Origin of the sequence: Sediminitomix flava, from assembly GCF_003149185.1 — a bacterium.
Classification (GTDB): domain Bacteria; phylum Bacteroidota; class Bacteroidia; order Cytophagales; family Flammeovirgaceae; genus Sediminitomix; species Sediminitomix flava.
Genome location: NZ_QGDO01000001.1, coordinates 1,405,655 through 1,429,571 on the forward strand (window position 1 = coordinate 1,405,655; position 23,917 = coordinate 1,429,571).

The 23,917-nt window shown below is 35.0% G+C and carries 19 protein-coding genes; 9 read left to right on the forward strand and 10 right to left on the reverse strand.

All coding sequences use genetic code 11. The features are described 5' to 3' along the window. Positions 1-251: 251 nt before the first annotated feature. Positions 252-920, reverse strand: a complete 669-nt coding sequence (locus BC781_RS05320) for a ClpP family protease (RefSeq protein WP_109616183.1) — start codon at positions 918-920, stop codon at positions 252-254. 372 nt (positions 921-1,292) lie between these two features. On the opposite strand from BC781_RS05320, the gene BC781_RS05325 reads away from it, so the two are divergent. After that, a complete protein-coding gene (locus BC781_RS05325) occupies positions 1,293-1,832 on the forward strand; it encodes a DUF2202 domain-containing protein (protein WP_109616184.1) in 540 nt (179 codons plus the stop codon). On the opposite strand, the gene BC781_RS05330 is transcribed toward BC781_RS05325, so the two are convergent. The 5 genes from BC781_RS05330 to pheA form a co-directional block, all read right to left on the reverse strand. Then, a complete protein-coding gene (locus tag BC781_RS05330; RefSeq protein ID WP_158281400.1) occupies positions 1,829-3,736 on the reverse strand; it encodes a response regulator in 1,908 nt (635 codons plus the stop codon). The genes BC781_RS05325 and BC781_RS05330 overlap by 4 nt on opposite strands. A 43-nt stretch (positions 3,737-3,779) precedes the next feature. Further along, entirely contained in the window at positions 3,780-4,322 is a 543-nt protein-coding gene (locus tag BC781_RS05335) for a YfiR family protein (protein ID WP_158281401.1), read from the reverse strand. Positions 4,323-4,383: 61 nt separating this feature from the next. Continuing rightward, a complete protein-coding gene (locus tag BC781_RS05340; RefSeq protein ID WP_109616187.1) occupies positions 4,384-6,681 on the reverse strand; it encodes a PD40 domain-containing protein in 2,298 nt (765 codons plus the stop codon). 121 nt (positions 6,682-6,802) lie between these two features. Beyond that, positions 6,803-8,017: a hypothetical protein gene (locus BC781_RS05345; RefSeq protein ID WP_146201627.1), complete on the reverse strand. Its 1,215-nt coding sequence runs from the start codon at positions 8,015-8,017 to the stop codon at positions 6,803-6,805. A gap of 226 nt (positions 8,018-8,243) precedes the next feature. Continuing rightward, the gene (gene pheA / locus BC781_RS05350; protein ID WP_109616189.1) at positions 8,244-9,323 is read right to left on the reverse strand and encodes a prephenate dehydratase; all 1,080 of its coding nucleotides are present in this window, start codon (positions 9,321-9,323) and stop codon (positions 8,244-8,246) included. A 207-nt stretch (positions 9,324-9,530) separates the two neighbouring features. Here pheA and hisB point away from each other — a divergent pair, with 207 nt between their 5' ends. Continuing rightward, positions 9,531-10,634 carry a bifunctional histidinol-phosphatase/imidazoleglycerol-phosphate dehydratase HisB gene (gene hisB, locus BC781_RS05355; protein ID WP_109616190.1) on the forward strand — a complete coding sequence of 368 codons (1,104 nt, stop codon included), beginning with the start codon at positions 9,531-9,533 and terminating at the stop codon, positions 10,632-10,634. A 71-nt stretch (positions 10,635-10,705) separates the two neighbouring features. On the opposite strand, the gene BC781_RS05360 is transcribed toward hisB, so the two are convergent. Further along, positions 10,706-10,945 (reverse strand): VF530 family protein, encoded by a 240-nt coding sequence (locus BC781_RS05360; RefSeq protein WP_109616191.1) that lies wholly within the window; start codon positions 10,943-10,945, stop codon positions 10,706-10,708. Positions 10,946-11,550: 605 nt separating this feature from the next. Here BC781_RS05360 and BC781_RS05370 point away from each other — a divergent pair. The 7 genes from BC781_RS05370 to BC781_RS05400 all read left to right on the forward strand — a co-directional run bounded on the left by BC781_RS05370 (position 11,551) and on the right by BC781_RS05400 (position 21,602). Further along, entirely contained in the window at positions 11,551-12,624 is a 1,074-nt protein-coding gene (locus BC781_RS05370) for a hypothetical protein (protein WP_109616193.1), read from the forward strand. Positions 12,625-12,738: 114 nt separating this feature from the next. Beyond that, positions 12,739-15,702, forward strand: coding sequence for a PD-(D/E)XK nuclease family protein (locus tag BC781_RS05375; protein ID WP_109616194.1), 2,964 nt, complete (start codon positions 12,739-12,741; stop codon positions 15,700-15,702). 165 nt (positions 15,703-15,867) lie between these two features. Next, a complete protein-coding gene (locus tag BC781_RS05380) occupies positions 15,868-16,092 on the forward strand; it encodes a hypothetical protein (protein ID WP_109616195.1) in 225 nt (74 codons plus the stop codon). A 69-nt stretch (positions 16,093-16,161) separates the two neighbouring features. Then, positions 16,162-17,208 (forward strand): Rieske 2Fe-2S domain-containing protein, encoded by a 1,047-nt coding sequence (locus BC781_RS05385; protein WP_109616196.1) that lies wholly within the window; start codon positions 16,162-16,164, stop codon positions 17,206-17,208. Next, positions 17,209-17,988: a hypothetical protein gene (locus BC781_RS05390; RefSeq protein WP_109616197.1), complete on the forward strand. Its 780-nt coding sequence runs from the start codon at positions 17,209-17,211 to the stop codon at positions 17,986-17,988. A 375-nt stretch (positions 17,989-18,363) separates the two neighbouring features. Continuing rightward, on the forward strand, positions 18,364-19,800 hold the full coding sequence (locus BC781_RS05395; RefSeq protein ID WP_109616198.1) for a phosphatase: 1,437 nt from the start codon (positions 18,364-18,366) through the stop codon (positions 19,798-19,800). Beyond that, positions 19,800-21,602, forward strand: coding sequence for a cytochrome-c peroxidase (locus BC781_RS05400; protein WP_109616199.1), 1,803 nt, complete (start codon positions 19,800-19,802; stop codon positions 21,600-21,602). The genes BC781_RS05395 and BC781_RS05400 overlap by 1 nt, the downstream gene beginning before the upstream one ends. A gap of 80 nt (positions 21,603-21,682) precedes the next feature. Here the strand turns inward: BC781_RS05400 and BC781_RS05405 are convergent, their stop codons facing one another. The 3 genes from BC781_RS05405 to BC781_RS05415 all read right to left on the reverse strand — a co-directional run bounded on the left by BC781_RS05405 (position 21,683) and on the right by BC781_RS05415 (position 23,634). Next, positions 21,683-22,537, reverse strand: coding sequence for a S1/P1 nuclease (locus BC781_RS05405; protein ID WP_158281402.1), 855 nt, complete (start codon positions 22,535-22,537; stop codon positions 21,683-21,685). Positions 22,538-22,728: 191 nt separating this feature from the next. Then, on the reverse strand, positions 22,729-23,160 hold the full coding sequence (locus BC781_RS05410) for an META domain-containing protein (RefSeq protein WP_109616201.1): 432 nt from the start codon (positions 23,158-23,160) through the stop codon (positions 22,729-22,731). 78 nt (positions 23,161-23,238) lie between these two features. Further along, entirely contained in the window at positions 23,239-23,634 is a 396-nt protein-coding gene (locus BC781_RS05415; protein WP_109616202.1) for a LexA family protein, read from the reverse strand. Positions 23,635-23,917: the final 283 nt, after the last annotated feature.

Sequence of the window (23,917 nt, forward strand, 5' to 3'; positions counted from 1 at the left end):
GTTTATTACGATGGCAGTCCTATACAGGATTACCTTACTGATAACGATTTATTATTTCAAACAGTTTTTTCGTCCTATCCATTTCAATAAACACAGACTCTGTAAACTGGATAACAAAATAACATAAAATTTTGTGTAGTTCCCAGTTTGCAGAGTCTGCATATTAAATAATATTATATGGATCCTTTTTATCCTAAGATTTCGGTTTTTAATTGAAGAAACTTCTCCTTGAGAATAGAAAGGAAATAGGTCTATTCTCTGATTAGAACCTCATCAATCAAACCGTACTCTTTTGCTTCGGCAGAACGCATCCAATAGTCACGATCTGAATCCGCCCAAACTTTATCATAAGTTTGTCCTGAGTGCTTTGCAATGATCTCATAAAGCTCCTTTTTCAACTTTTGAATTTCACGAGCTGTGATTTCAATATCTGAAGCTTGACCTTGAGCACCTCCTAGTGGTTGGTGAATCATGATACGAGAATGAGGAAGAGCAGAACGCTTTCCTTCTGCACCAGCACAAAGTAGTACAGCACCCATTGAAGCTGCAAGACCAGTACAAATAGTAGCTACATCTGGCTTTACGTACTGCATAGTATCATAAATACCTAATCCTGCATAAACAGAACCTCCAGGGCTATTGATATACATCAAAACATCTTTCTTAGCATCAAGAGACTCTAAAAATAGCAATTGAGCTACAATGATATTTGAAACATAGTCATCAACAGCAGTTCCTAAAAAGATAATACGATCTGCAATCAAGCGAGAAAATACATCGATTTCTGCAAATCTTCTTTCTCTTTCTTCAATTACAGTTCTAGTCATATTATCTACTTGACCAAAATAAGTATCCATCTTAATACTAGAGATACCTTGGTCTTTTATAGCAAATTTTCTGAATTCGTCTCTATAATTCATCTGATTCAAATATTATATGAAGAAATATGGTTTCAGCTTAGATTTTTGTTGGATTAAAATAAGTCTCGTAAAAAATAAAACTTATCTAGTTGCCCCTTCTACAAATTTAGAAATTTTGACCTATCAACGAAGCAATAACCCAATGATTCTAGATTTGTTCTACTTTAAGCTTTTTAAAGTAACACTTTAAAGTTGTGATTTCTGAACTTTTATCAGAAATTCAGTATATCGCTTTCTTAAAGCATTAAGTTATATTAAGCCTCTAGTTAAGCAGATTGTAGATTCTGACGTGTTTCTTTAGTAAAATGTTGCAGAATCTAATTTTATTTATACTTTCACATTGATAAGTCCATCACTATCCTTCGAAGAAGAATGAAACACCTATTTGCTCAATTATTCATCATTTTCTTGTGCTTATTTCACCTCAATGGTACAGCCTCTACAGCTACTCCAGAGGATGATTCCAATCAAACAACCAAACTGATTTGTGAAGAAGTGAAACTTACAAGAGACCTCTATAATGGACTTTTAGAGCAATGGGATATCAGAAGATTTCAAAAAATGGCTAAGAATAAGCATAGGATTCTTAATATTTTATTGAGGTATCTGGGTGAGAGTAAAAATGACCCTCAGTCTATTCGACCTTCAAGAGGATTATATCGAAATGTTGGACTCAAAAAGAAGTATCACGAACTTTCAGCAAAAGGAGCTAAGAGCACAAAAGAAGCAATTAATGTTCTTCTTGAAGCCGAACAAATGCTTCTTTATGACCTTTCGGACATCAAACCTCTAGCTGATGATGAGAAGTTAATTGAGGTTTATAATAAAATTGAAAAGCAGACTGAAAAACACATTGAACAACTAAAAAAAATGCAAGGAAAAAATCTTTCAACTTTGGCATTTTCTAACTAAGCTTTCAAATAGTCGTTCAGTTTCTCTTTTAAAACATTTTTGTCAAAGGGTTTAGATATATAATCATCCATTCCCACACTAAAACAACGTTCTGCTTCACCTTTTAAGGCCGATGCCGTCATAGCTATAATCGGGATTTTATTGATTGGATCAGGCATTTGATCTCTGATAAACCTACTGGCATCATAGCCATCTACTTCAGGCATATGAACATCCATCAAGATTAAATCAAAAGGCTTTTCCTTCATTTTATCGATAACCTGTTGACCATTTTCTGAGATTTCGACTTTATACCCCCACTGTTCTAATAAAGTCACAACCAACATTTGATTCACTTCATTGTCTTCAGCCAACAAAATATGATGATGATCAGAAATCTTTTGTTCAATAGGTAATGCTGGTGCTATTGGATTTTCCGCCTTGACCTCAAGCATTTTTGAAGTTTTCCCAAATTTCAGTGAAAATGAAAACGTACTGCCGAGTCCTAAAGTACTGTGTACATTCATTTCTCCTCCTTGAAGCTCCACTAACTTTCTAGAAATCGCCAAACCAAGTCCTGTACCTCCGTATTTCCTAGTCGTGTCAGAAGATGCTTGATTAAAAGCTCCGAATATTTCTTGTAGTTTTTCTCTTTCAATCCCTATTCCAGTATCGATAACATCAAACTTGAGCAGGTAAGAAGTATTGCTTTCTTCAATATTTTGAACTCGAATCGTCACCCCTCCTGTAGCTGTAAACTTGATTGCATTGGAGAATAAGTTCAGTAAAATCTGTTTGAAGCGGACCAAATCTCCTTTTATAATTTGAGGCACATCTGAAGCTACATCTAGAACTACTTTAAGTTTTTTCTCCTCAATTTTACTTTCAAAAGATGCCAAAAGGTTATTAAATACATCTTTTAGAATAATCTCCCCAACTTCAAAAGTCAACTTTCCTGACTCTATTTTAGATACATCAAGAATGTCATTAATAATGACTAAAAGGTGTTTGGAAGAATTTTTAATGATATCTAAATACTTTCTTTGTTCCTCTTCCAATGAAGTTTCTGCCAACAATTCCGACATTCCGATAATCCCATTCATCGGTGTACGGACTTCATGACTCATATTTGCTAAAAACTCCTGTTTAGCTTTTGCAGACATTTCCGCTTCTTCTTTTGCACTCACCAAACTTTCATTTTGGCGTTGAATTTCAAAAAGCATTTCATTGAAACTTTGTACCAAAATCCCTACTTCATCATTTGATCGAGCCTTAAGTCTTATGGAATAATCTTTATTTAATGAAATATCTTTGGTCGCTTGTACAAGCGTTAAAACTGGTGAAGAAACCAATTTTTGCATACTCTGAGCGAGAGAATATGCAACAGCCATTGCGATAAGGAAAATGATTAGAACCACCCCAAAATAGTTGATATAACGCTCGTAAAAATGCTCAAGATCTGAACGTATAAAAACCGTATTCAAGCGAGAACCACCTTCATCATAAGTGGTATAATACACATCTAAGTAGTTTTGAGTTAGTCCAAAATCTACTAAGCTTTCTTGAAATGGAGGGATATAATTACTTTCATCAATCTGCCTTAGCTTATCTGAAACAAATGGTGATTTTCTTTTCGTACTGTCACTCGTTTCTCTTAAAAAATCTGCATTATAAAATGCGAAAATCTCATCTGGGCGCTTGAACACACTCACATAATGAATATGCTCATAACTTGAATATAAAAAATTGTAGAGGTCATTTTGGACAGACAAATTCTGATTTGCTTCAACCGCTATCAAATTATTTTCACTGATAATTTCTGCTATTTTCTGAACATCAGACTCCAATGTTTTTCGATAGTTCAAATAATCGGTGACAATAAAAATGATAAATGATAGAGACAGTGTGATCGTGGTGATCGTCATGATCAAAGAAACGATTTTCCATTGAAGAGAAGATCGTTTAAACCTACTGGTAAGGATCATATGAGATAATTTCAGTAGCCATATTCAACATCTTATTATCAAAGTAAATACCTACTTTATTGGATGATAAGGTGTTGATGACAAAGTAATACTTGTTACCATTCGCGCCAGTAGTGAAATTCAGAATCCCACCTATTTCACAAAATCCATCTATGTTATCACCTACGGTCAGTACTGACGCATTTTTCTTTGAATTGATTTCATCTAAAACTTCAGACGCTTCAGATTTACTCAGATTGCTCATATACAAAATATGGGCACCTCTAAGTTCTTTAATATCTGTGCCGCGTCGAACTTCAAAGTACCTTCCATTGGCAGGACGATTGTGTAGAATCCGATCGATTGTTGTACCAAAAGGATCGTCACCCAAAATGCCTAGTACTATTTTTTGGTCTTCATCAAAAACCTTTGGTGGCCAATGCGAGTATTTCCCAAAAAAATATAGAAGCGTTGCTTTAATTTCGTATTCAGAATTTTGTGCTTTTACATCTGTAGAATGTATACAACACACAGTCACAAACACCATGAGCCAAAGTCTTGATGTTTTACTGAAAAAGTGCTTTATAGATCTACTGTGATTTAGCATATTAATTTGACAATGGTCGGTATAATTTCAATACTACTGATTGCTGAGGCAATTCTGAAAATCCGTTTTTCATTTGCTCTCCATTTTTCAAGAAGTCACATCTCCAATTATAAATCCCATTAGATGATAGGAAATCTATAATTTGATGTGCTAATTCCTCATCAGCTTCTTTTGCTATTTCTAACCTAAGATTCTTCTCTTCCTTCATCAAGGTGGTTATGGTCAGCAATAAATTTTCAACTCCTTTACTAAATTGCTTTTCGTCAGAAAATGTTATTTTTTTCTCAAAAATATAACTTTTCCCTTTTTCTAGGTCAATCTCTTCTGTATTGTATAAAACTCTTTTACCATTGTCACCCTTCAAACCTTCAAGTGCCATTAGCATCTCGGGGTCTCCTTCCAAAAAGGCTTCATCAATCATTTCAATCAGTGGTGTGAAATAGTCATCAACTGCATTTGGTAGGACAGGTTTAACTTCCACCTCCATTAATTGATCAAATTCATTCAAGGTTGTAAAACCATCTTTATCAGTTCGATCAACAATCATTTCCATCAATAACATCAAAGCATCGTAGCGGGTATCAACAGCGCTATTTTTTTCGACTTCATTCATCTTCACGACTTTAAAAGATGACGTTACTGCTGTTACTTTTTCACCGATTAACTGATTTTCAATAAATAATGGTTTGATAAGTAAATCTTGGTTTAGCTCATAATTATACGTGCCTTCAGGAATACTTACTTGTAGCTTATAGATTTCTTTTCCTTCATGGAAAATATCCAAATTATAATTTTTCCCAGGAGATAAAATCATGAAGAAACGCCCTGTTTCCGTATCCGGATTATAAACGTACTTTTCTATTAGCTGATTTTGCTGATCTGTAACCTTGATGTTCAAAGGCATTAATCGCCCTGCCTTTCTTGCAACTATAGTACCTGTAAGTAGGGTTCTTTGTATCTTCTTTTTGGGTCTAAAAATACTGATAATATCATATTGGCCTGTTGAATTTTTTATTCTACGATTGGAACTAAGGTAAGCATAATTCCTACTCGGAGATTCAACGTAAGCAATATCATCTAAACTACTATTGATTGGATAGCCCATATTCACTCTCGGCTTCCAAGCTTTATTTTCATCCTTGGCACTCACAAAAACATCAAATCCTCCCATCGAACCTTCTCCGTTAGAACTAAAATAAATTGAAGAGTTACCTGGGGAAACAAATGGGAAAATTTCGTCTGCTTCTGTATTTATTTCTTTACCAAGCAAGACTGGCTCTGACCAGCCTTTACCATCTTTTTCTGATCTGTAAATATCAAAACCACCATAACCTCCAGGTCTATTCGATGAAAAATAAATCACATTTCCATTCGAAGCTAGATAAGCTCCTTTTTCATAGAAATTAGAATTTATTGGAGATGGAAGCTTCTTAGGTTTTGTCCATCGGCTTTTCTTAACTCTGGTCTCATAAATACCCGACTCTCCTGTCTTTCGGTTAGACAAATTCAGGAGCATATAAGAACCATTTTGAGAAAGATATAAAGGTTGAACATCTGTATCTGGAAATTCGGACAATAAATAAGAATGTCCCCAATTGAGTCCTTTACGATAGGAAATGTAGATATCTGAAGAAACGCTTTCTAATTCTGATGGGATAAAATCGTAATCATCTCCAAAGACAAAATTGTAACTATCCTTTTGCCTACCTGTAGAAAATACCAAGTATTGTTCATTTGCAGAAATCAATGCACCTACTTCGTTGTATGATGAATTGATTGGTACTTCCATGGGCTGAACAGATACATCTTCATTTGAAGAGCTTACTGCTTTCAGTCCAATTTCGCATTGTGCAATTTCTTTCTTGATTTGAAGTTCTTCTTCTTCAGATAAGCCTTGTTCGTATTCTAAATATTCATTGAAAGTATTTATAGCCTCTAAAAATCGTTCTTCTTGATGATATGCTTGAGCTAAGAAATAATAGACCGTATTAGGTGTTTCTTGATTCTTATATTTTGAGGCATATTCTAGATAAGGTAAGGCTTTATAAGAATGAAATGGAGAGTAACGGTAACAATCTGCGATCTTAAATTTTAGAAATGGGTCATTCAATATACGTGTATCGATTTCTAAAAATAAAGGTAAAGCAGTATCAAATTGCTTTGCAATGTATAAACTATCTGCTTTTTGGGTAAGCTGTGCTTCATCAGTCTGAGCTAATAAAGTCAGATGATAAAAACTTAGTCCTAGAAATAAAGATAGCTTTAAAAAAAACTTTAGTATGATCGCACTTCTACCCACCTTAAAAATTTGTTTGGAAATAGTTTGTAGACCAAAAAGCGTCTAGTTCTAATAAATATAGGAAAAGAAAAGGATTGAAGTAGTCAAAAAGAATACTTCAATCCTAAAAGTTTCAAAGACACTACTGCCCTTGTATATCTAATTGGGAAACTAAAATCATTACTTTATCTCTACCACTTGGGCGAGTAAATCCAACGACCACAAAACTTCCGTCTTGCACTTCAATCATATCAACGCCTCTTTGCTCATCGATACCTCCGATTGATCTTTCCCAGATTTTACTTCCAGATTTATCAAATTTCACAAGGTATACATTATGACCTTCTACACTAAGGTTGTCTCCATATTCGTCAGACTTCCAATCTTCAGTGTAGCCAACAGCTGCAAAGTTTCCATCTTTAGTTTTTGTAACAGTGAAGAATTCATCTGTACTCAAACCTCCAAAGTTTTTAGCCCACTCCTGTTGTCCTGTATTGTTTGTTTTCACAACCCAAGCATCGTGACTACCCTCTGCAAAAGAATAAGTGTATCCAACAAGAATAAATCCGCTATCCTCTGTTTGGATTACGTCATTTGCCATCTCATTATCTCCACCTCCGTAGGTCATTTCCCACTGCTTATTCCCCTCTTTGTCGGTATGGAACATCCAAATATCCCATTTCCCTTGTCCCATGGATTCAGTGTTAACAACCATAGCATAGCCTGTTTCGGTTTTCACCATTGCAGCACCATCTTCGTTACTGTCACCACCATATTTCTTCTCCCACTGTTTTACGCCACTTTCGTCAATCTTAGTTACGTAAACATCACTTGGGTTTGACTCCCCTCCAAGGTTATAAGTAGTACCCATGATCACATATCCGCCATCATGCGCTGGGATAATCGCTTTTCCTTCGTCGATACTCGTAGCAGAACCGTAAGTATGTGTCCATACTTGTTTTCCGTTCTTATCTACTTTGATCGCCCAAATATCTTTGATATCTCTTCCAGAACCATAAGAATCTGAACTACCTACGATCACATATCCGCCATCATTTGACTGGATCATTTCGGCAACTTCTTCAGTTTCTCTACCGCCAAAAGTATACTTCCACTCTTGTGTTCCTGTACTAGAAATTTTCCAAAGGCTTAAATCTGTATTTCCAGACACTCCCACTGAACGTCCTGCAACTATATACCCTCCGTCGTGTGCTTCTACAATTGCATTACCTTCGTCAAACCGTCCTCCTCCTAGAACAATCTGAAAACCTGCCAAGCTTTTGACAGCCTTCGGCAAAGGCTTTGAAATACCAGTAGAACATAAAAGTAATAGTACTGGAATTATCAGTTGTTTCATTGATTTCATCATAAAGTCATTTGCAGCATAATACATTCATTCTTGAATGCAATTCGATAACATCAGATTTATAACGACATATTATCATATTTATTCTGCATTCAGAAACTAGGAAGTTAAAAATATTCCTGAAGTAATGCCTTCACCTACACCTCGATACCATTACATCTGTCAGAAATCAGATGATTTAGTTACTTCTAGAAGAATGTTAAATCTTCATGAAAAACTAGCAAAGTTTTACGTAGCTACCCAAGAAGGTTACAGTATAGCTGTACTTCATCAAAATTTCTTGAACATTCGGATCTTTGTAATGTCCATCAAAATCAATGAGGAACCAATACTGGAAACTATCTTTCACTCGCGCAGGACGACTTTCAATTTTAGTTAGGTTAATTCCTTTTTCTCTAAACTCTTGTAAGAAATCAACCAAAGCACCTGGCGTATGAGGTGTTTTTGCCAATATTGTTGTTTTGTCTTCTTCTCCTTTTTGGTTCAAGATATCTTTCGCCAAAATCAAGAAACGAGTTGTATTACTCTGACTATCTTCAATATTATCGTACAATACAGGAAGTCCGTGAAGCTTAGCTGCAATGTCTGAACAAATAGCTGCCGAGTTCGGATTTTCTGTAGCTAGTCTAGCCGCTTTGGAAGTAGAAGCTACCTCTACAAATTTCACATCTGTATCTTCACCGAAGTAATCTTCCAAGAAATTACGACACTGTCTGAATGCTATATCTTTTGAATAGATCGTATCAATCTTTTTGAGGTCATTGTCAAGACCAGCTAAGGCAAAATGAATAGCCATCGGAATTTCAGCTACAATCTTCACATTACGCTCACAAAGCATATCGATTGTTTCTGCCACAGAACCTTCTTGGTTATTTTCGATAGGCACTACCCCAAAACGAACACGTCCTGTTTCTACATTATCAAATACAGATTTGATGGTACGCAAAGAAACATATTCACTCATTGCTCCAAAACGGCTTTCGGCAGCTTGATGTGTAAAACTTCCTTCTGGCCCCAAGAATGCTATTTTCTCTGGTAATTCAATATTTCTACTTACGGCAAATACTTCTTGGAAAAGTGCCGAAATAGCATCACGATTTAGTGTTCCGTTTTCATCCTGACTTTTCGTTGACAGACGATCGATAATCGCTTTTTCTCTTTCTGGTCTGTAAATGATAGACTTTTCATGCTTTTTTAGCTCGCCCACATTCTTCACCACTTCCATACGAGCATTCAAAAGCTCTAAAATATCATCGTCTAGCTTATCTATTTTCTCTCGAAGATTATTCAAATCCATGCTATAATCCTTTTGCAATCACACAACATTAAAAAACGAGGCCATAAGAAATTTTCTTATAGCCTCATATTCCGCAATATAAATAGGAATCAGCGATATTCTACAGAAATATTTAAATTTTGAGCTGTGAAAGTCTATTTTGCAAACTATTTTTCAGATAAACGGTATATTTAACAAACATTTTTAAAATCAATCTTTTTTGTTGCTATGCGTAAAAAAGTACTTTTCATCGACAGAGATGGAACCCTAATCGTAGAGCCACCAACCGATTATCAAGTTGATTCTTTAGAAAAACTTGAATTCATTCCGAAGGTGCTTACGTGGTTAGGAAAAATTACAAACGAACTCGATTATGAAGTTGTCATGGTTACCAACCAAGATGGTTTAGGTACAGACTCGTACCCTGAATCAACTTTCTGGCCTGCCCATGACAAAATGCTAAAAACGTTTGAGGGAGAAGGCGTGACTTTTAAAGCACAGCACATCGATCGTACTTTTGAGGAAGAAAAAGCGGATACTCGCAAACCAAGAACAGGTATGCTAACTGCTTATTTCGATTCGGAAAAATATGATCTTGAAAACTCTTTCGTAATTGGAGATAGAAAGACCGATGTAGAGCTTGCTCAAAATTTAGGTTCTAAATCTATTTATTTCCACACTGAAGCATTTGACGATGCTACTTTAGTGAGTGATGATTGGGAAGAAATCTTTTACTACCTAAAAGGACAAAGCCGTACAGCTCATATCCATAGAAAGACTTACGAAACAGATATCGCGATTCATCTTGATCTTGATGGAAATGGAAAAGGCGAAATTCAGACAGGAATTGGTTTCTTTGACCACATGCTTGAGCAAGTAAAAAAACATGCAGGGATTGATCTTTCGATAAAGGTTAATGGTGATTTGTATATTGACGAACATCATACAATCGAAGATACTGCACTTGCACTTGGCGAAGCATTCTACAATGCACTTGGCGATAAAAGAGGAATCGAAAGATATGGATTCTATCTTTTAGCAATGGACGAAACGCTCGCTCAAGTTGCATTAGATTTCTCAGGAAGACCCTGGTTAGTATGGAATGCGCCGTTCAATAGAGAGCGAGTAGGTGGTATGCCAACTGAAATGTTTATGCACTTCTTCAAATCTTTCTCTGATACTTCAAAAGCAAATTTGAATATCAAAGTAGAAGGCGATAACGAACATCATATGATTGAATCTATTTTTAAAGGATTTGCAAGAGCAATCAAGATGGCAATCAAACGTGATGTCAATAACAACGAAATCCCGAGCACAAAAGGAGTTCTATAAATTGCAATTAACACTGCATTTCGTTTCCAAAAGAAATGTTTGCCTTTCCGACCTAGTTGGAAAGGCTTTTTCTATTTAAAATCTTTCAGCATTCTGAGGTAAAGCTGTTCTACCTTTTCTCTAGCCCAAGGCGTTCTTCTCAGAAATTTCAAACTTGATTTTGTAGTTGGATTACTGTTAAAGCAATTAATTTTGATGCGTTGCCCTAATTCTTCCCAACCATAATACGCCACCAACTCTTCTAATATATCAGCCAATTTCACCCCATGAAGCGGATCATTGGATTGATGCTGTTTCTTGTTTTCTTCCATTTTTCATAGAAATTCTATTCACCCACAAATATATCTTATTTTAACTTGAGAAATAAGTATATATCATAACTACTTTACTTTAAAGCTTTTTTATATTTGATATTCATTTTAGAATGATTAGGAATACCAAAAAAATCACATGTATAAACTTTTTTTCACTATTACATTGGGGTTATTTCTTCTAATTCCCTTTGGACTCAGACTTTTTTATAAAGAACCTTTTCCTGCAGTCATATTACCTAGTGGGCACGGAAAACGAAGGTTAGACTCAAATACCTTAAAAAACATTGAATATGAATGTTTTGCTTATTACAATAGAAAACGATTCAAAATAACGTTAAATAAACTACTTCAACCAATACCCAATCATTACTATAGTTATATACTTAAAAAAAATCTTGGTGCTACAGCTTTAAAAAACAAGACATCTAAAAAATCAAACAAAAGATATTATTTCGACGACTTTCATTTAAAGAAATGGTATTTGAAAAATATAGGGCTAGAAATAGATAGCCTAAAAGTCTTCTATAATCAAAATACACGTTTATTAAATGATGAAACTACTTCTAGCTCCAAAATTTTAAGTATTAAAACTTTCTATTTCAATGATTCAGTTACTTTTAAATATCAATAACCTCTTATTACACCAATTTTCTTCTGCAGCTAAAGTCGATACTAAATCATTGAGGACATATCGTAAATTAGTAGTAATTATATCTCTAATACTATTTTTTCCGAATGTTCTATGGCTTGCCGATTTACCTGACAAATTATTTTCTCCTCCTGAATTATCTTTTACTAGTATCTTAAAAGGATTTCCAAACTATTCAGTATTATTTATATTACACCTAATTACACTTATATCATTAGTTCTATTAGGTCTAAACATACATAGTAGGATCTCTGGTATTACCCATGCTCTAAGTCTTATCTTATTGTATGGTTTACAATTTAGTTTTGGAAAAATTGATCATATTATCATTCTTCCTCTGACTTTTCTTTGTTTATCAATAGATAAATGGGGTATAGAAACTTCAAAAAATACAGTGTTGCCTATTTCAGGAGAAACATTATTGGCTATATTTATAAGTTTTGGTATGTTTACAGCAGGCTTTCCGAAGCTTTTAAACTGGTTTGACCTAGACCTAAACACAAGCGGCTTTTTACATTGGTTTTACCCTGGATACTTCAATTCAAATAGAACTCACTTATTGGCTAATAGTGTTTTTATGTTTCCAACCTTTCTATTAGAAATCATTGATTACACTGCTATTTTATTTGAACTGATCCCTTTCCTTTTATTATTAAGTGGGAAAAAAAAGTTATGGCAACTTTGGCTAATAATAGCCTCTATTTTTCACCTATTAAATACTCTTCTTCTTAATATTTCCTTCAGTATTCATTCCTTCATTTTTATTCTTTACTTATTACCCCAACAAGTCAATAATACATTGTGTATGGTAAAAAATAGAAACTTATCACTATTTATCCTATTTGCTGCTTGTATTCAACTTTTTTCTATTATCCAGTTTAATAAAACACTAGTTCAATGGTTATTTACATCATCCAAATATAGATTAGTATTTGACATGATTTTATGGAGTTCAATCACCATTTTAGGTTTTTTTAAAATCTTTGAGAAAGATCATAACTGTTCCCTTGACTTAAATGAAGGCTAACTCTTTTTGATAAAAAATGAAGTCAAATAAGCTTTAATTAGAGTTCATTTTTAGATTTTCTAATTAAACCAGAAAGGCTTTTTATCTTTGTTTCTGGATTTAAAATCGAAAAGCATGGAAGCATTTTTAGAATCAGTAGCTAAAAAACTTTACGAAGAACACGGAAACAAGATTAGTAGACTTCACATTGTACTTCCCTCAAAAAGGGCTTGTGTATACTTCAAACATTATTTAGGTGAAATGATGAATGAAGGGCAAGTACTGATAGCTCCTGTTATTGTCTCGATGGAAGGCTTTGCAAGAATTTTAGCTCACCTTCAGATACCTGACAGCATTACTTTACTTTTCGATTTATATAAAACCTTCCTCAAACATCATGAAGAAATCACTTTGGATAAATTCGCTCCGCTAGGAAGTGCGATCCTTCGTGAGTTCAATATGATAGACAACAACCTCACCGAAGAAAAAGCGGTAGAGATGTTCGAATATTTGGAAGATGCCAAAGCCATTGATCGTTGGGCTGAAAACCTAGATAAAGATCATGACGAGATCAAACAAAAACATCAACCTCTCACAGAATTTCTTTCTTTTTGGAAAAGCTTGAGAGAAACCTATGTAGAGTTCCGTGCGAATCTTTTAGAAAGAAAAATCGGTTATGGAGGACTCGCCTTCCGTACGGCTTTCAATCGTTTGGAAGAAGCCGTAAAAGAAGAAGGCATTGAAAATGTGATTTTTGCTGGTTTCAGTCAGACTTCTACCATTGAAAAAGAACTGATTCTGAAACTTGTCGATATGGGGATTGCGAAAACCTACTTCGATTGTGATGCCTATTATTTAGATCAACCACACCACGAAGCAGGGCTTTTCCTTCAAGATTTCAAAAAACATCAGCCACAGCTTGAAGACTTCAAACAAGAGCATATCGGAAAGCACAAAATGGATGTAGAAATCATTCAAGTTTCCAATATTCCTACCCAAGCCAAAGTTGTCGGTGACCTTCTTCAAAAAGAGCTAGACGGATTGATTTCTGAAAATAGGCTCGAAGAGTTTACACACAAACTCAATCATACCGCTATTCTTCTGCCCGATGAGAGTTTACTTCAACCTCTTTTACATTCTTTACCCGATGAATTAGAAGGAACAAAGGAAAAAGATATTGCAGCTAAAAACACCAATATCACGATGGGTTTTGCATTCCATCAAACTCCTTTGTACGAATTGGTTGAAAGTATTTTTAACCTTCAAGAAAATCTAAAAAGAGAAGAAGGGAAAGTTGCCAAAGCCTACTTCAGAGATGTAGTCAGAATTGTACGTCATCCATATTTCCAACGAAATGTTAGAGACAAGGAAATAGCGCAAGGAATACTAAAGCAAATTCAACAGGAAAAACATATTTTCTTAGAATTTGAAACGCTACTCGAATGGTCAGATCAAAGTCCGCTGTATCGTGCTGTATTTTTTGATTGGGAAGAAAAACACCCTGCTGCTATTCGTCAACTCAAGCGCATGACGGAAGGTTTGGCTAAAGTCTTCAAAAATGAAGCTCGTACACCCGAAGAAGCTGGTGCAGATTTGGAAGGTGAAAATGCTTTTGAGAACGAACTGTTGCTTAAGCTATTCGGTACACTTAACCGTTTGGATGAAGTATTACCACCTGAGAATATTCAACTGAAGACCTTCCGAATTTTCCTTTTGGAAGCACTTTACAATATCACAATGCCATTTACAGGTTTCCCAATTGCCCCAATTCAGATCATGGGTATGTTGGAAAGTCGTTCTCTGGATTTCGATCACGTCATTGTACTTTCTTGCAACGAAGGGAAGCTACCTGTGAAAAAGAGTGTTGAATCAATCATTCCTTTTGACCTAAAATCACTTTTCGGACTCCCTACATTTAAAGATAACGACAAGTCATTTGCATACACCTTCTATCGTCTGATGCACAGAGCGAAGAAAATGACACTGATTTACACAGACTCATCCAATGAACTTACAGGAGGTGGAGAAAAAAGCAGATTCTTATTACAAATAGAAAAGGAATTAGCGCCAAGATTTAGAGATATGATTTCGGTGAAGAATTCATCTTTAGCAATGCCACTTCCTCAAATCAAAAATGAATTGGTAGAAATCAAAAAAGATGAAGCACTGATCGATCGTATCAAAGAACGACTGACTGAAAAACCGATAAGTCCATCATCAATTCAAAAATACCTCAAAAACCCGCTTCAATTTTTAGAAGATGTAGTCATCAAATTAGAAGATGATGACGAAATAGAAGAGGAATTGGATTTCCGTACATTCGGTACTTTGCTTCATGGAGGATTGGAGCTTCTATTAAAACCATTTGTAGGGAAAACAATGAATGCAGAACAATGGACGGCATTCAAGAAAGGAGAAATCGAATTGGCACTTGATCGCACCATCCGAGAAACAAAAGATCTGAATTATTTCTCTTTGGAAAGTGGAAAGAACTACCTCTTATTCCAAATTGCACAAAAGTTAACTGCCGATTTCTTCACGCAGCAATCCAAAGAGTTTTCAAAAGTAAAGATTGTGGCACTAGAAGATTTCTATCATTCAGAAATTCTGATTACGCCTGATCTTAAAATTAAATTGGCGGGTCAAGCTGACCGTGTTGATCTTGTTTGGAAACATGACGGAAGCATGGCACTAAGAGTTGTAGATTATAAAACAGGAAACTTCACGAAGAAAGACCTCGAATCGAAAATAGGCATTCAAGAAGTGTTAGATGATCCGAAAAAGAACAAAATCATTCAGCTTTTAGCTTATAAATATCTATTGTTGAAAAACTTAAATTCTTCAAAACTATCAAAAGTACTTCCTCCACATGTTGATGTTAGTAAGTTAAAAATCGAATCGGGATTCTACTTCTTCCGAAAACTGAATGATGGTTTTATTCAGTACAAACTAGAAGGAGAGCCAGACACTACAACCGAACGTGAAGCTTTCTTTAAATACACCGAAGAGTTTTTCAGAACAATTGTGTTAGACATGATTTCTGAAGATAAAAATATATCCGAAGAAGCTCCTGTTATTGAGCTAGTCAATGAGTATTAGTTTTTGATATTTCAGAATTTCTAAAAGCTGTTTCTGCCAAAGGAACAGCTTTTATTTTTCTCAGATGAATTAGTATTCTTTTTTTCTGTTTCCTCAACTTAAAAGATAGAATTTGCACCTTATCTATTCCTTTGAGTATTATCTTTTTTAAAGGAAGAATTCATCATGAAAACCTATGTAGACACCATTTTACTGAGCTTTGGCATTTACTTATTAATAGGGCTGATTTTCAGCTTTTTATTTTTATGGAAGGGAATTACCAAAGTTGATCCAAACAGCAAAGGAAGTAGTCTTGGTACTCGACTGATGTTTCTCCCTGCCATGACTGTTTTTTGGATTCTATTTTTAAGAAAATGGTTAACAGCATCATCCAATGACTCCAATACTTAGAAAACTACATTTCAAAATTTGGATTTTTATTAGTCTCACTATTTCCATCATTATCCTTTTTAGTGTCATATGAGCGTAAAATATGTACCTGTTCAATGGAATAGACAAAAGAAAATATACGATAGCATACTTTGGGGAGGCATTCTGCTTTTCATTAGTAGCTATGTTGGTTTTCAGCTTCTATTTCAAACACATATTAGTCTCGAAACACTCATTATTAGAGCTACAGCTCTCTCTGCATTCTTTTTACTTCATCTTATTCTATGTATTGGTCCATTGTCTAGGCTAGATGACCGTTTTTTGCCTCTTCTCTACAACAGGAGGCACATGGGGGTTTCTATGTTTTTACTTGCAGCTATTCATGGAATATTTTGTATCATTCAATTTCATTCCTTAGGCGATACTAATGCGCTAGTAAGTGTGTTCACGTCCAATGAAAAATACAACTCTATCAGTCAATTTCCCTTCCAAGTTCTTGGCTTTATAGCACTCTGCATTTTCTTTATTATGGCGGCTACAAGTCATGATTTTTGGTTAAAAAACTTAGGACCAAAATTTTGGAAATTAATGCACATGCTCATTTACATGGCTTATGGACTTATTATCATGCATGTCGCTACAGGCGCATTCCAATACGAAACTCACCCGATCTACTGGCTACTTCTTGTCTTTGGATTTCTAAACGTTTTTGGATTTCATCTGATGGCAGGATTAAAAGAAATGCGTTACCTCAGAGTTTCTAAAAAAGATGATGAGAAAAATAATTTCTACTTTGTAGCACTAGAAGAAGACATACCCGAAAACTCAGCTATTCAAGCTTTAGTAGAAGGAGAAGACATTGCCATTTTTAAATATGAAAATAAAATCTCTGCCGTCAGTAATACTTGCAAACATCAAATGGGACCTTTGAGCGAAGGTAAAATTGTGGATGGTTGTATCACTTGCCCTTGGCATGGCTTTCAATACAATCCTAAAAATGGACAATCCCCTCCTCCATTTACAGAAAAGTTAAAAACCTATCAGCTCAAATTGATTGGTGATGAAATTTGGATAGACCCGAAACCAAAAGCCGAAGGCACTTACATTGAACCACTAGTACTAAAGTCCTCATCATAAATGGCGAAAGAATTTTTCATAGGCTGGCAAGACAATATGCCGACAAGACAATATCAGTTCTTAAAACAAGTAACTATTACCACGGGGGTTATCTCTGTAATAGCAGCAGGCTTATTTGCCTATTTCCAAAAACCTGTAAAAGATTTTAGTTTTCAATTGGGGAAGCTCTCTAAAATCAAAGGTATTTATTATGATAGACCTTTTCCATTTCTCATTGCTGATCAGACAGATTTACCTCAGCATATTTCAAATGAAATTTTATTGGTTGGCTACGGAAAGTTCGGAGCAGAAAGTACAATGAATCAAATCCAAGAAAAAGTAGGTTCATTACATGGAAAAAAAGTAGAATTAGAAGGCACACTTATTTATGGAGATGGAAAGACGCTGATGGAGCTATCTAAAGATGAAGAATCTTTTATTGCTATTTTAGATAGTAGCTTTACGCCTTCTCCTATAGAAGAGAGTTTGGGAATTCTTGAAACTACGGGAGAGATTTTAGACCCCAAATGCTATTTCGGAGTGATGAAACCTGGAGAAGGGAAAATTCATAAAAGTTGTGCAATCAGATGTATTAGCGGAGGTATACCACCTGTTTTACGCAAAAAGTCTAATCATATAAATCGGTCATACGATTACTATTTACTTCTAGATGAAAATGGAAAAAAGGTAAACCAACTTCTTCTTCAGAATGTAGGTGAAACCATCAAACTAAAAGGAGAAATCCAACGATTTATGAATTGGAGAATCTTTTATGTACCAAGAAACCAATTCTATCAATAATTATAAAAAACTTACCGATAATACCTTAGTGTGAACAGTGTAATAAATAGTTTACAATCAATCATCAACTAACCAAACATACACACATCTTATTTCTGTGCAGCAGAACATAAGTCCTCTCACATTGTCAACGCCTCTTTTTACTACTTTTTTATAAGTGTAATCCTTGACGATTTATATTTTGACACTAAACATTTATCATGCCTCAACAGCTCTAACCAATCTACACATTGTTATTGTTTTGTTAAAAACCACACAATAACACCAAACACATTCACTTACAATTCATTAGTGATTCACTTCTGCTATACCCTACACACCTAATATTGCGGCAAAGACACTATAACTAGATAATTTCATCTTTTTGAATTACTCATGAAAAAACTGACTTTTTTATTGTTAAGCATATCTATGCTTTTCACCGCTTGTGATTCTACTGAATCTGATTTCACTAAAATTGATTTAAAAAATCATTCTACAACTCCACACTTTTTGAAATTAAAGTCTGGTTTTGAAAACCTTGAAGTTTACTCTCTTTTATCTTCTGAAGATAAATTAGAAGGAAGTCCTGACTTTGTGTACGGAAGCATGGCTGATGGAGCAGGTTTATTGCGTAATGCAGATGGCACTTACACACTTATCAACAATATAGAGGCAGATTACTCTATCGCTCGTATCATTCTTGATGAAACATTCAAACCTATCAGTGGCGAGTACATTTTGAATTCAAATGCAACAGCAAATACAGCTCAGTGCTCTGGTACTTTAATTACTCCTGCTGAACACGGTTTCGGACCTCTTTACCTTAGTGGTGGCGAATGGGGAGGTAGCAATACAAATGTTTTCGCTGTTGATCCTTTTAAAAGCGCAAGTGATGCTAGCTCATCTGTAATTCTTGGTGCAATGGGACAATGGACGGTTGAAAATGCTGTTCCTCTTGGAAAAAATGCTTATCCAGGTAAAACGATTGTATTCATCGGAGACGATAGTCATGGCGAAGCTGGTGGACAACTTGCAATGTATATGTCTGATCAAGTTGGTGACTTAAGTGGTGGAAAACTTTATGCCTTGAAAGTTGGTGATGGTACAATCACTGCAAATGAAATTGCTGAAGGTGGTGAATTCGATGCTGAATTTGTTGAGTTATCGGAGTATTCATATGACGCACTGAACGAAGAATGTATTGCTAAAAAAGTAATGGCATTCAACCGTGTTGAAGACATTGATTACCGTAAAGGTTCTGCTGCTGATAACCGTGAAGTCTATTTCAATGCGACAGGTCGTAGCCAATACAACGATGACCGTACTAAATATGGCCGTGTGTACAAATTGGTTCTAGATGAAAGCAATCCTTTGAAAGCTAAAATCTCTGTAGAATTGGACGGTGATGACTTAACAGGAAAAGCAAAAGCATTCCATAGCCCAGATAACATTCTTGTGACTGAAAACTATGCTTACATTCAAGAAGACCCTAATGGCTACGCTGATGATGTAAATAAAGAACATGACGCATACTTATATCAGTACAATCTTAATACAGGTGAATTGAAAGTAGTATTGGAATCTGACCACAGAAGTAATTCTGCCGTTGAAGGTCAGTATTCTTTGGCTGACGATCGTTGGGGTAAATGGGAACTTACAGGTATGATTGATATCTCTGATGTTGTAAACGAAGAAGGTACATTCTTACTTATCCAACAAGCACACTCTTGGTACAACGATGATTTCCTTAATCCTGATGGTGTTGGTAGTATTGAAGACAGTAGAAACGAAGGAAGTATCCTAACGGTAATTAGAGGTTTAGACAGATAATGAGAACATTTTTTGTGTTGAGCAAAGGGGCTATTTTTAGTCTCTTTGCTTTTTTGTTTTGGGGCTGTCAGTCCGAAACAAATGATGATCGCTTAAAAAAAGCATTTCAAATAAAGTTTGAAGCAGATATTCAAAACTGTAAAGAAAGTCTTGAGCTACTTCAGACTCAGAATGAAAGAGATAGTCTTATTTTTTACTTTAAGAAATCTCGCTTAGCCTTCAAGCAGTGCGAACCTGTATTAAGTTTTTATGCTTCAAGTACTTATCAAGCGCTAAATCAAGTCAATCTTCCTAAAATTGACGAAGATGATAATGCAGAAAAAGTTATTAATGCCAAAGGCTATCAAGTTATTGAAGAATTATTGGTAGAAGAGCATTTACCAGTAAAAGATATTCGGAAGCAAATCACGAATATGATAACCTCTTTGGACTTACTAAAAAAGCTACAGCCTTTACAAAAATTTCAGAAGCATCACATTCTTTGGTTGAGTAGAAATGAACTTCTTCGTATCAGTTCATTAGGTATTAGCGGTTTTGATAGCCCAATCCTTCTCAATTCATTAGATGAAAATAAGCAAGCCTTAGAATCGCTCAGAGATTATATGCACTTATCTGAAGTTCTATTTTCAGAAAAAGAACTTCTGTCCCAATGGGATAAGCAATTAAGGGCAGCAAGTGACATGATCACTTCTTATGAGAATTTCAATGATTTTGACCGCTATCATTTTATCAGAGATCATATTCATAGTTTACTTGCCACTTGGGTTCTGATTTGTGAAGACTGGAATATCGAATTCCCATTTGAGCAAAAAATTGATTACAAAACTACCTCATTCTTTTCCCCAAATACTTTTGTAGTCAAACAATTTGCACCTGCATACAGCAGTGAATCCAATAAGGAACTGATTGCACTCGGTAAAGATTTATTTCATGATAAAAGATTCTCCAAAGATGGTAAAATGAGTTGTGCGAGTTGTCATCAAGTAGATAAAGCATTTACGGATGGTCGTCAATTTGCACAAACGAACTCTGGAGGAAATACAAAAAGAAATGCTCCTACGGTACTTTATACAGCACTCCAAAATGCTCAATTTTACGATGCCAGGAGTGGTGGACTAGAAGAGCAAATATCTGCAGTGATAAAAAATAAAGATGAGTTTCATAATCAGATCAAAAACATTGTCGAGGTCACAAAGAAGAGATCTGAATACGTGAACAGATTCAAGCAAAATTATAAGGAAGGAGTCACGGCTAAAACTGTCAGAAATGCTATCGCGACTTATGAAAGAAGTTTGCTGCCCTTCAACTCTTCTTTTGACCAAAACATTTCTAAGCAAGCAAATAATTTATCACAAGATGCCATTACTGGTTTCAACTTGTTTATGGGTAAAGCCAAATGTGGGACATGTCATTTCGCTCCAGTATTTAACGGCACTATTCCTCCAAACTTTAGCCACACAGAGCTTGAAGTTATTGGTGTTCCTCAAAGTGTAAAATGGGAAAATGCAGAAGTTGATAAAGACTTAGGTCGATTTGATATTTTCCCTGTAGAGCAGCGTAAACATGCCTTCAAAACCCCTACAGTGAGAAATGCAAAACTTACTGCTCCATACATGCATAATGGTGTTTATCAAACTTTAGATGACGTCATTAAATTTTACAATCTAGGTGGCGGAGCTGGCATTGGAATTGATTTACCCAATCAAACTTTACCTCCTGATAGTTTAGGTTTGAGTACTCAAGAAAGTGAGCAAATCATAGCTTTTCTTCATTCCTTGACCGATTCTCTGAATAGCTATTAAATATATTTTCTGTAAAGAAAAACCCGTACAGCAGAATGCTATACGGGTTTTGTTATATGTTACAAAAGATGATGAGTCTTTTAATTATCAAAAATAGAATTAAGAATAAATGCGGCTCTGTAGCCTGCGGCAGCTAATCTTTCTTCCATTCGTGGTACAAATTCGTACATATAATCATAAGAAAGCTCAGGTAAACCATTCTCATTTGTCCGATCATACAAGGTATTATAAATTTCTTCCCTAAGTTCCACAGACTCCTCTGCCCAAACTTTTACCTTATCCTTTTCCCATCTAGCTTTATTTGCTGCTTGATTTTTCTCAATCATTAAGGTGTATTCCGAAAAACTTAATTGTTGTTTTTCAATAATATCTGTATCCCAAATCGCATGTAAACTTTCCTTTTCAGAGAAGAACATGACCTTAATTTTATTTCCTCCCAAATCTCTATTTTTCCCTACGTGCATCGGTTGGTGAATATCGCCAACAAAGTGAATCAGAAAAGCTAGAGCTGTTGCTTTAGTTGAATTAGCTAACGATTCTACATTATTTTCCTTCATCAAATTTTCAAAAGCTTGGGTTGCTTTTACATCATCTTTCAAAACTAAAGTCATAAATTCAATGGCCTCCATCACATCTTGGATACCTTCTTTCTCATTTCCTGCATCGATAACTTGCTGTACAGTTTTATCAGAATTTACCGTTGTATAATGCCAACTAAAAGTAAAAGCCCAGTTCTTATTTGATCGGATAAAATCTGGCCAAGTAGAAAGCTGAGTGAGGTAGTAACGATCTAGAATCTCATCAATCTCTATTTTAGATCGATCAGATAGGTTATCATAGCAAATTTGTGCAACAATTCGGTGACCATTTTGCCCCCATGCAAACACTAGCTGTGTTGAAAATAGTAAAAGGAATATTAGTACTAATTTTTTCAAAATATATTCAGTTTTAGAATTCAGATGCAGTATTACTAAGTTTATAATTTAATTATTAACCTATCATAAAATCTGCATTCTGACTAGGTTTTAGTTTATTTTGAATAAACATTTTTGCTAAAAAAAAATGCGATTCGCCAAAGGCAAACCGCATTATTCACATCATAATTATACTAAAGAAAAGCTAATTGCTATTCTTTATTTTCTTTAATTTCAAACACCATTTTTTGGTTACTACCCTTAACCATCAAAAACAGTTTGTCTTTTTTAATTTTGTAATTGGTCACATTTTTTAGAAAATCAACAAACTCCATTTCCCCCTCAGGAGAAACCATCATGGTCATACCTAGCTGATCCGAGATTTCAATTGTTTTTTTCTCTACACTGTTTACTTTCCCGAATATGGTATTTCCATATTTTGCATTCATCGACCATGTACCTTCTTTTTCAGCAAATTGAAGTGTTGCAGGAGTCGATGTTTCATTCAAATCTTTACCACTTTGGTAACCTTTGAATTCCCAAACGTAACTAGCTAATTTTTCAGCATTTGGATGTATATCTTGAGCAAAAGCTGTAGCTATACAGAAGAATAGAGCGGTCAGAATACTAAATTTCTTCTTCATGTTTGTAAGTTGTTATATACATTTATCTTGTTCGGAAATAGGACACAACAAAGGTTCATTTGGTTGTGAAAATTTTTCTTAAGACGGCCATTTATGATGTCTCAAACTAAAAGTCACAACCCCTCCTATTCTAAAATCATCATTATCAATATCTATCCATCGTATTTGGTAATTGGGATTCTCTGGCTTTAGCCCAACTCGTTTTCCTTTTCTAAAGAGTCGTTTTACTGTATGCTCAGTATTCAAAATCGCAATTACGACATCATCATGCCTTGGTGTAATCGATGCGTCTACTACTAAAATATCTCCCTCGAAAATACCTACACCTTGCATCGAATCGCCATACACTCGTACACAAAAAGTAGAAGACTGATTTTTTACCAAATAATCTTCAATGTGAAGATCGTCTTCCATAAAATCATCTGCTGGAGATGGAAAACCTGCGTTTACATCCCCTCGAATTAGCTTTATCATATTATGGTCATTAATAGTTCTTTCTTCAAGAACAGTTAACAGACCGTAAATGAATTACGAAGAGTGAATATTTTCTACAATAAAATAGATTTTAATCTACATCAAATAAAATGAATCCGTCCAATTTCGTACAATAGTGTACTCTTTCCGAATACTACTTTTTTCATCTTGGCACACTTACATCAACACAAAAAACTACATATCAATTAGTTACAAATTAATAGCACAGCTTTGGCATTTTACTTAAGCGTACTACAACGGTACAACTTATTCAGATTCAGTG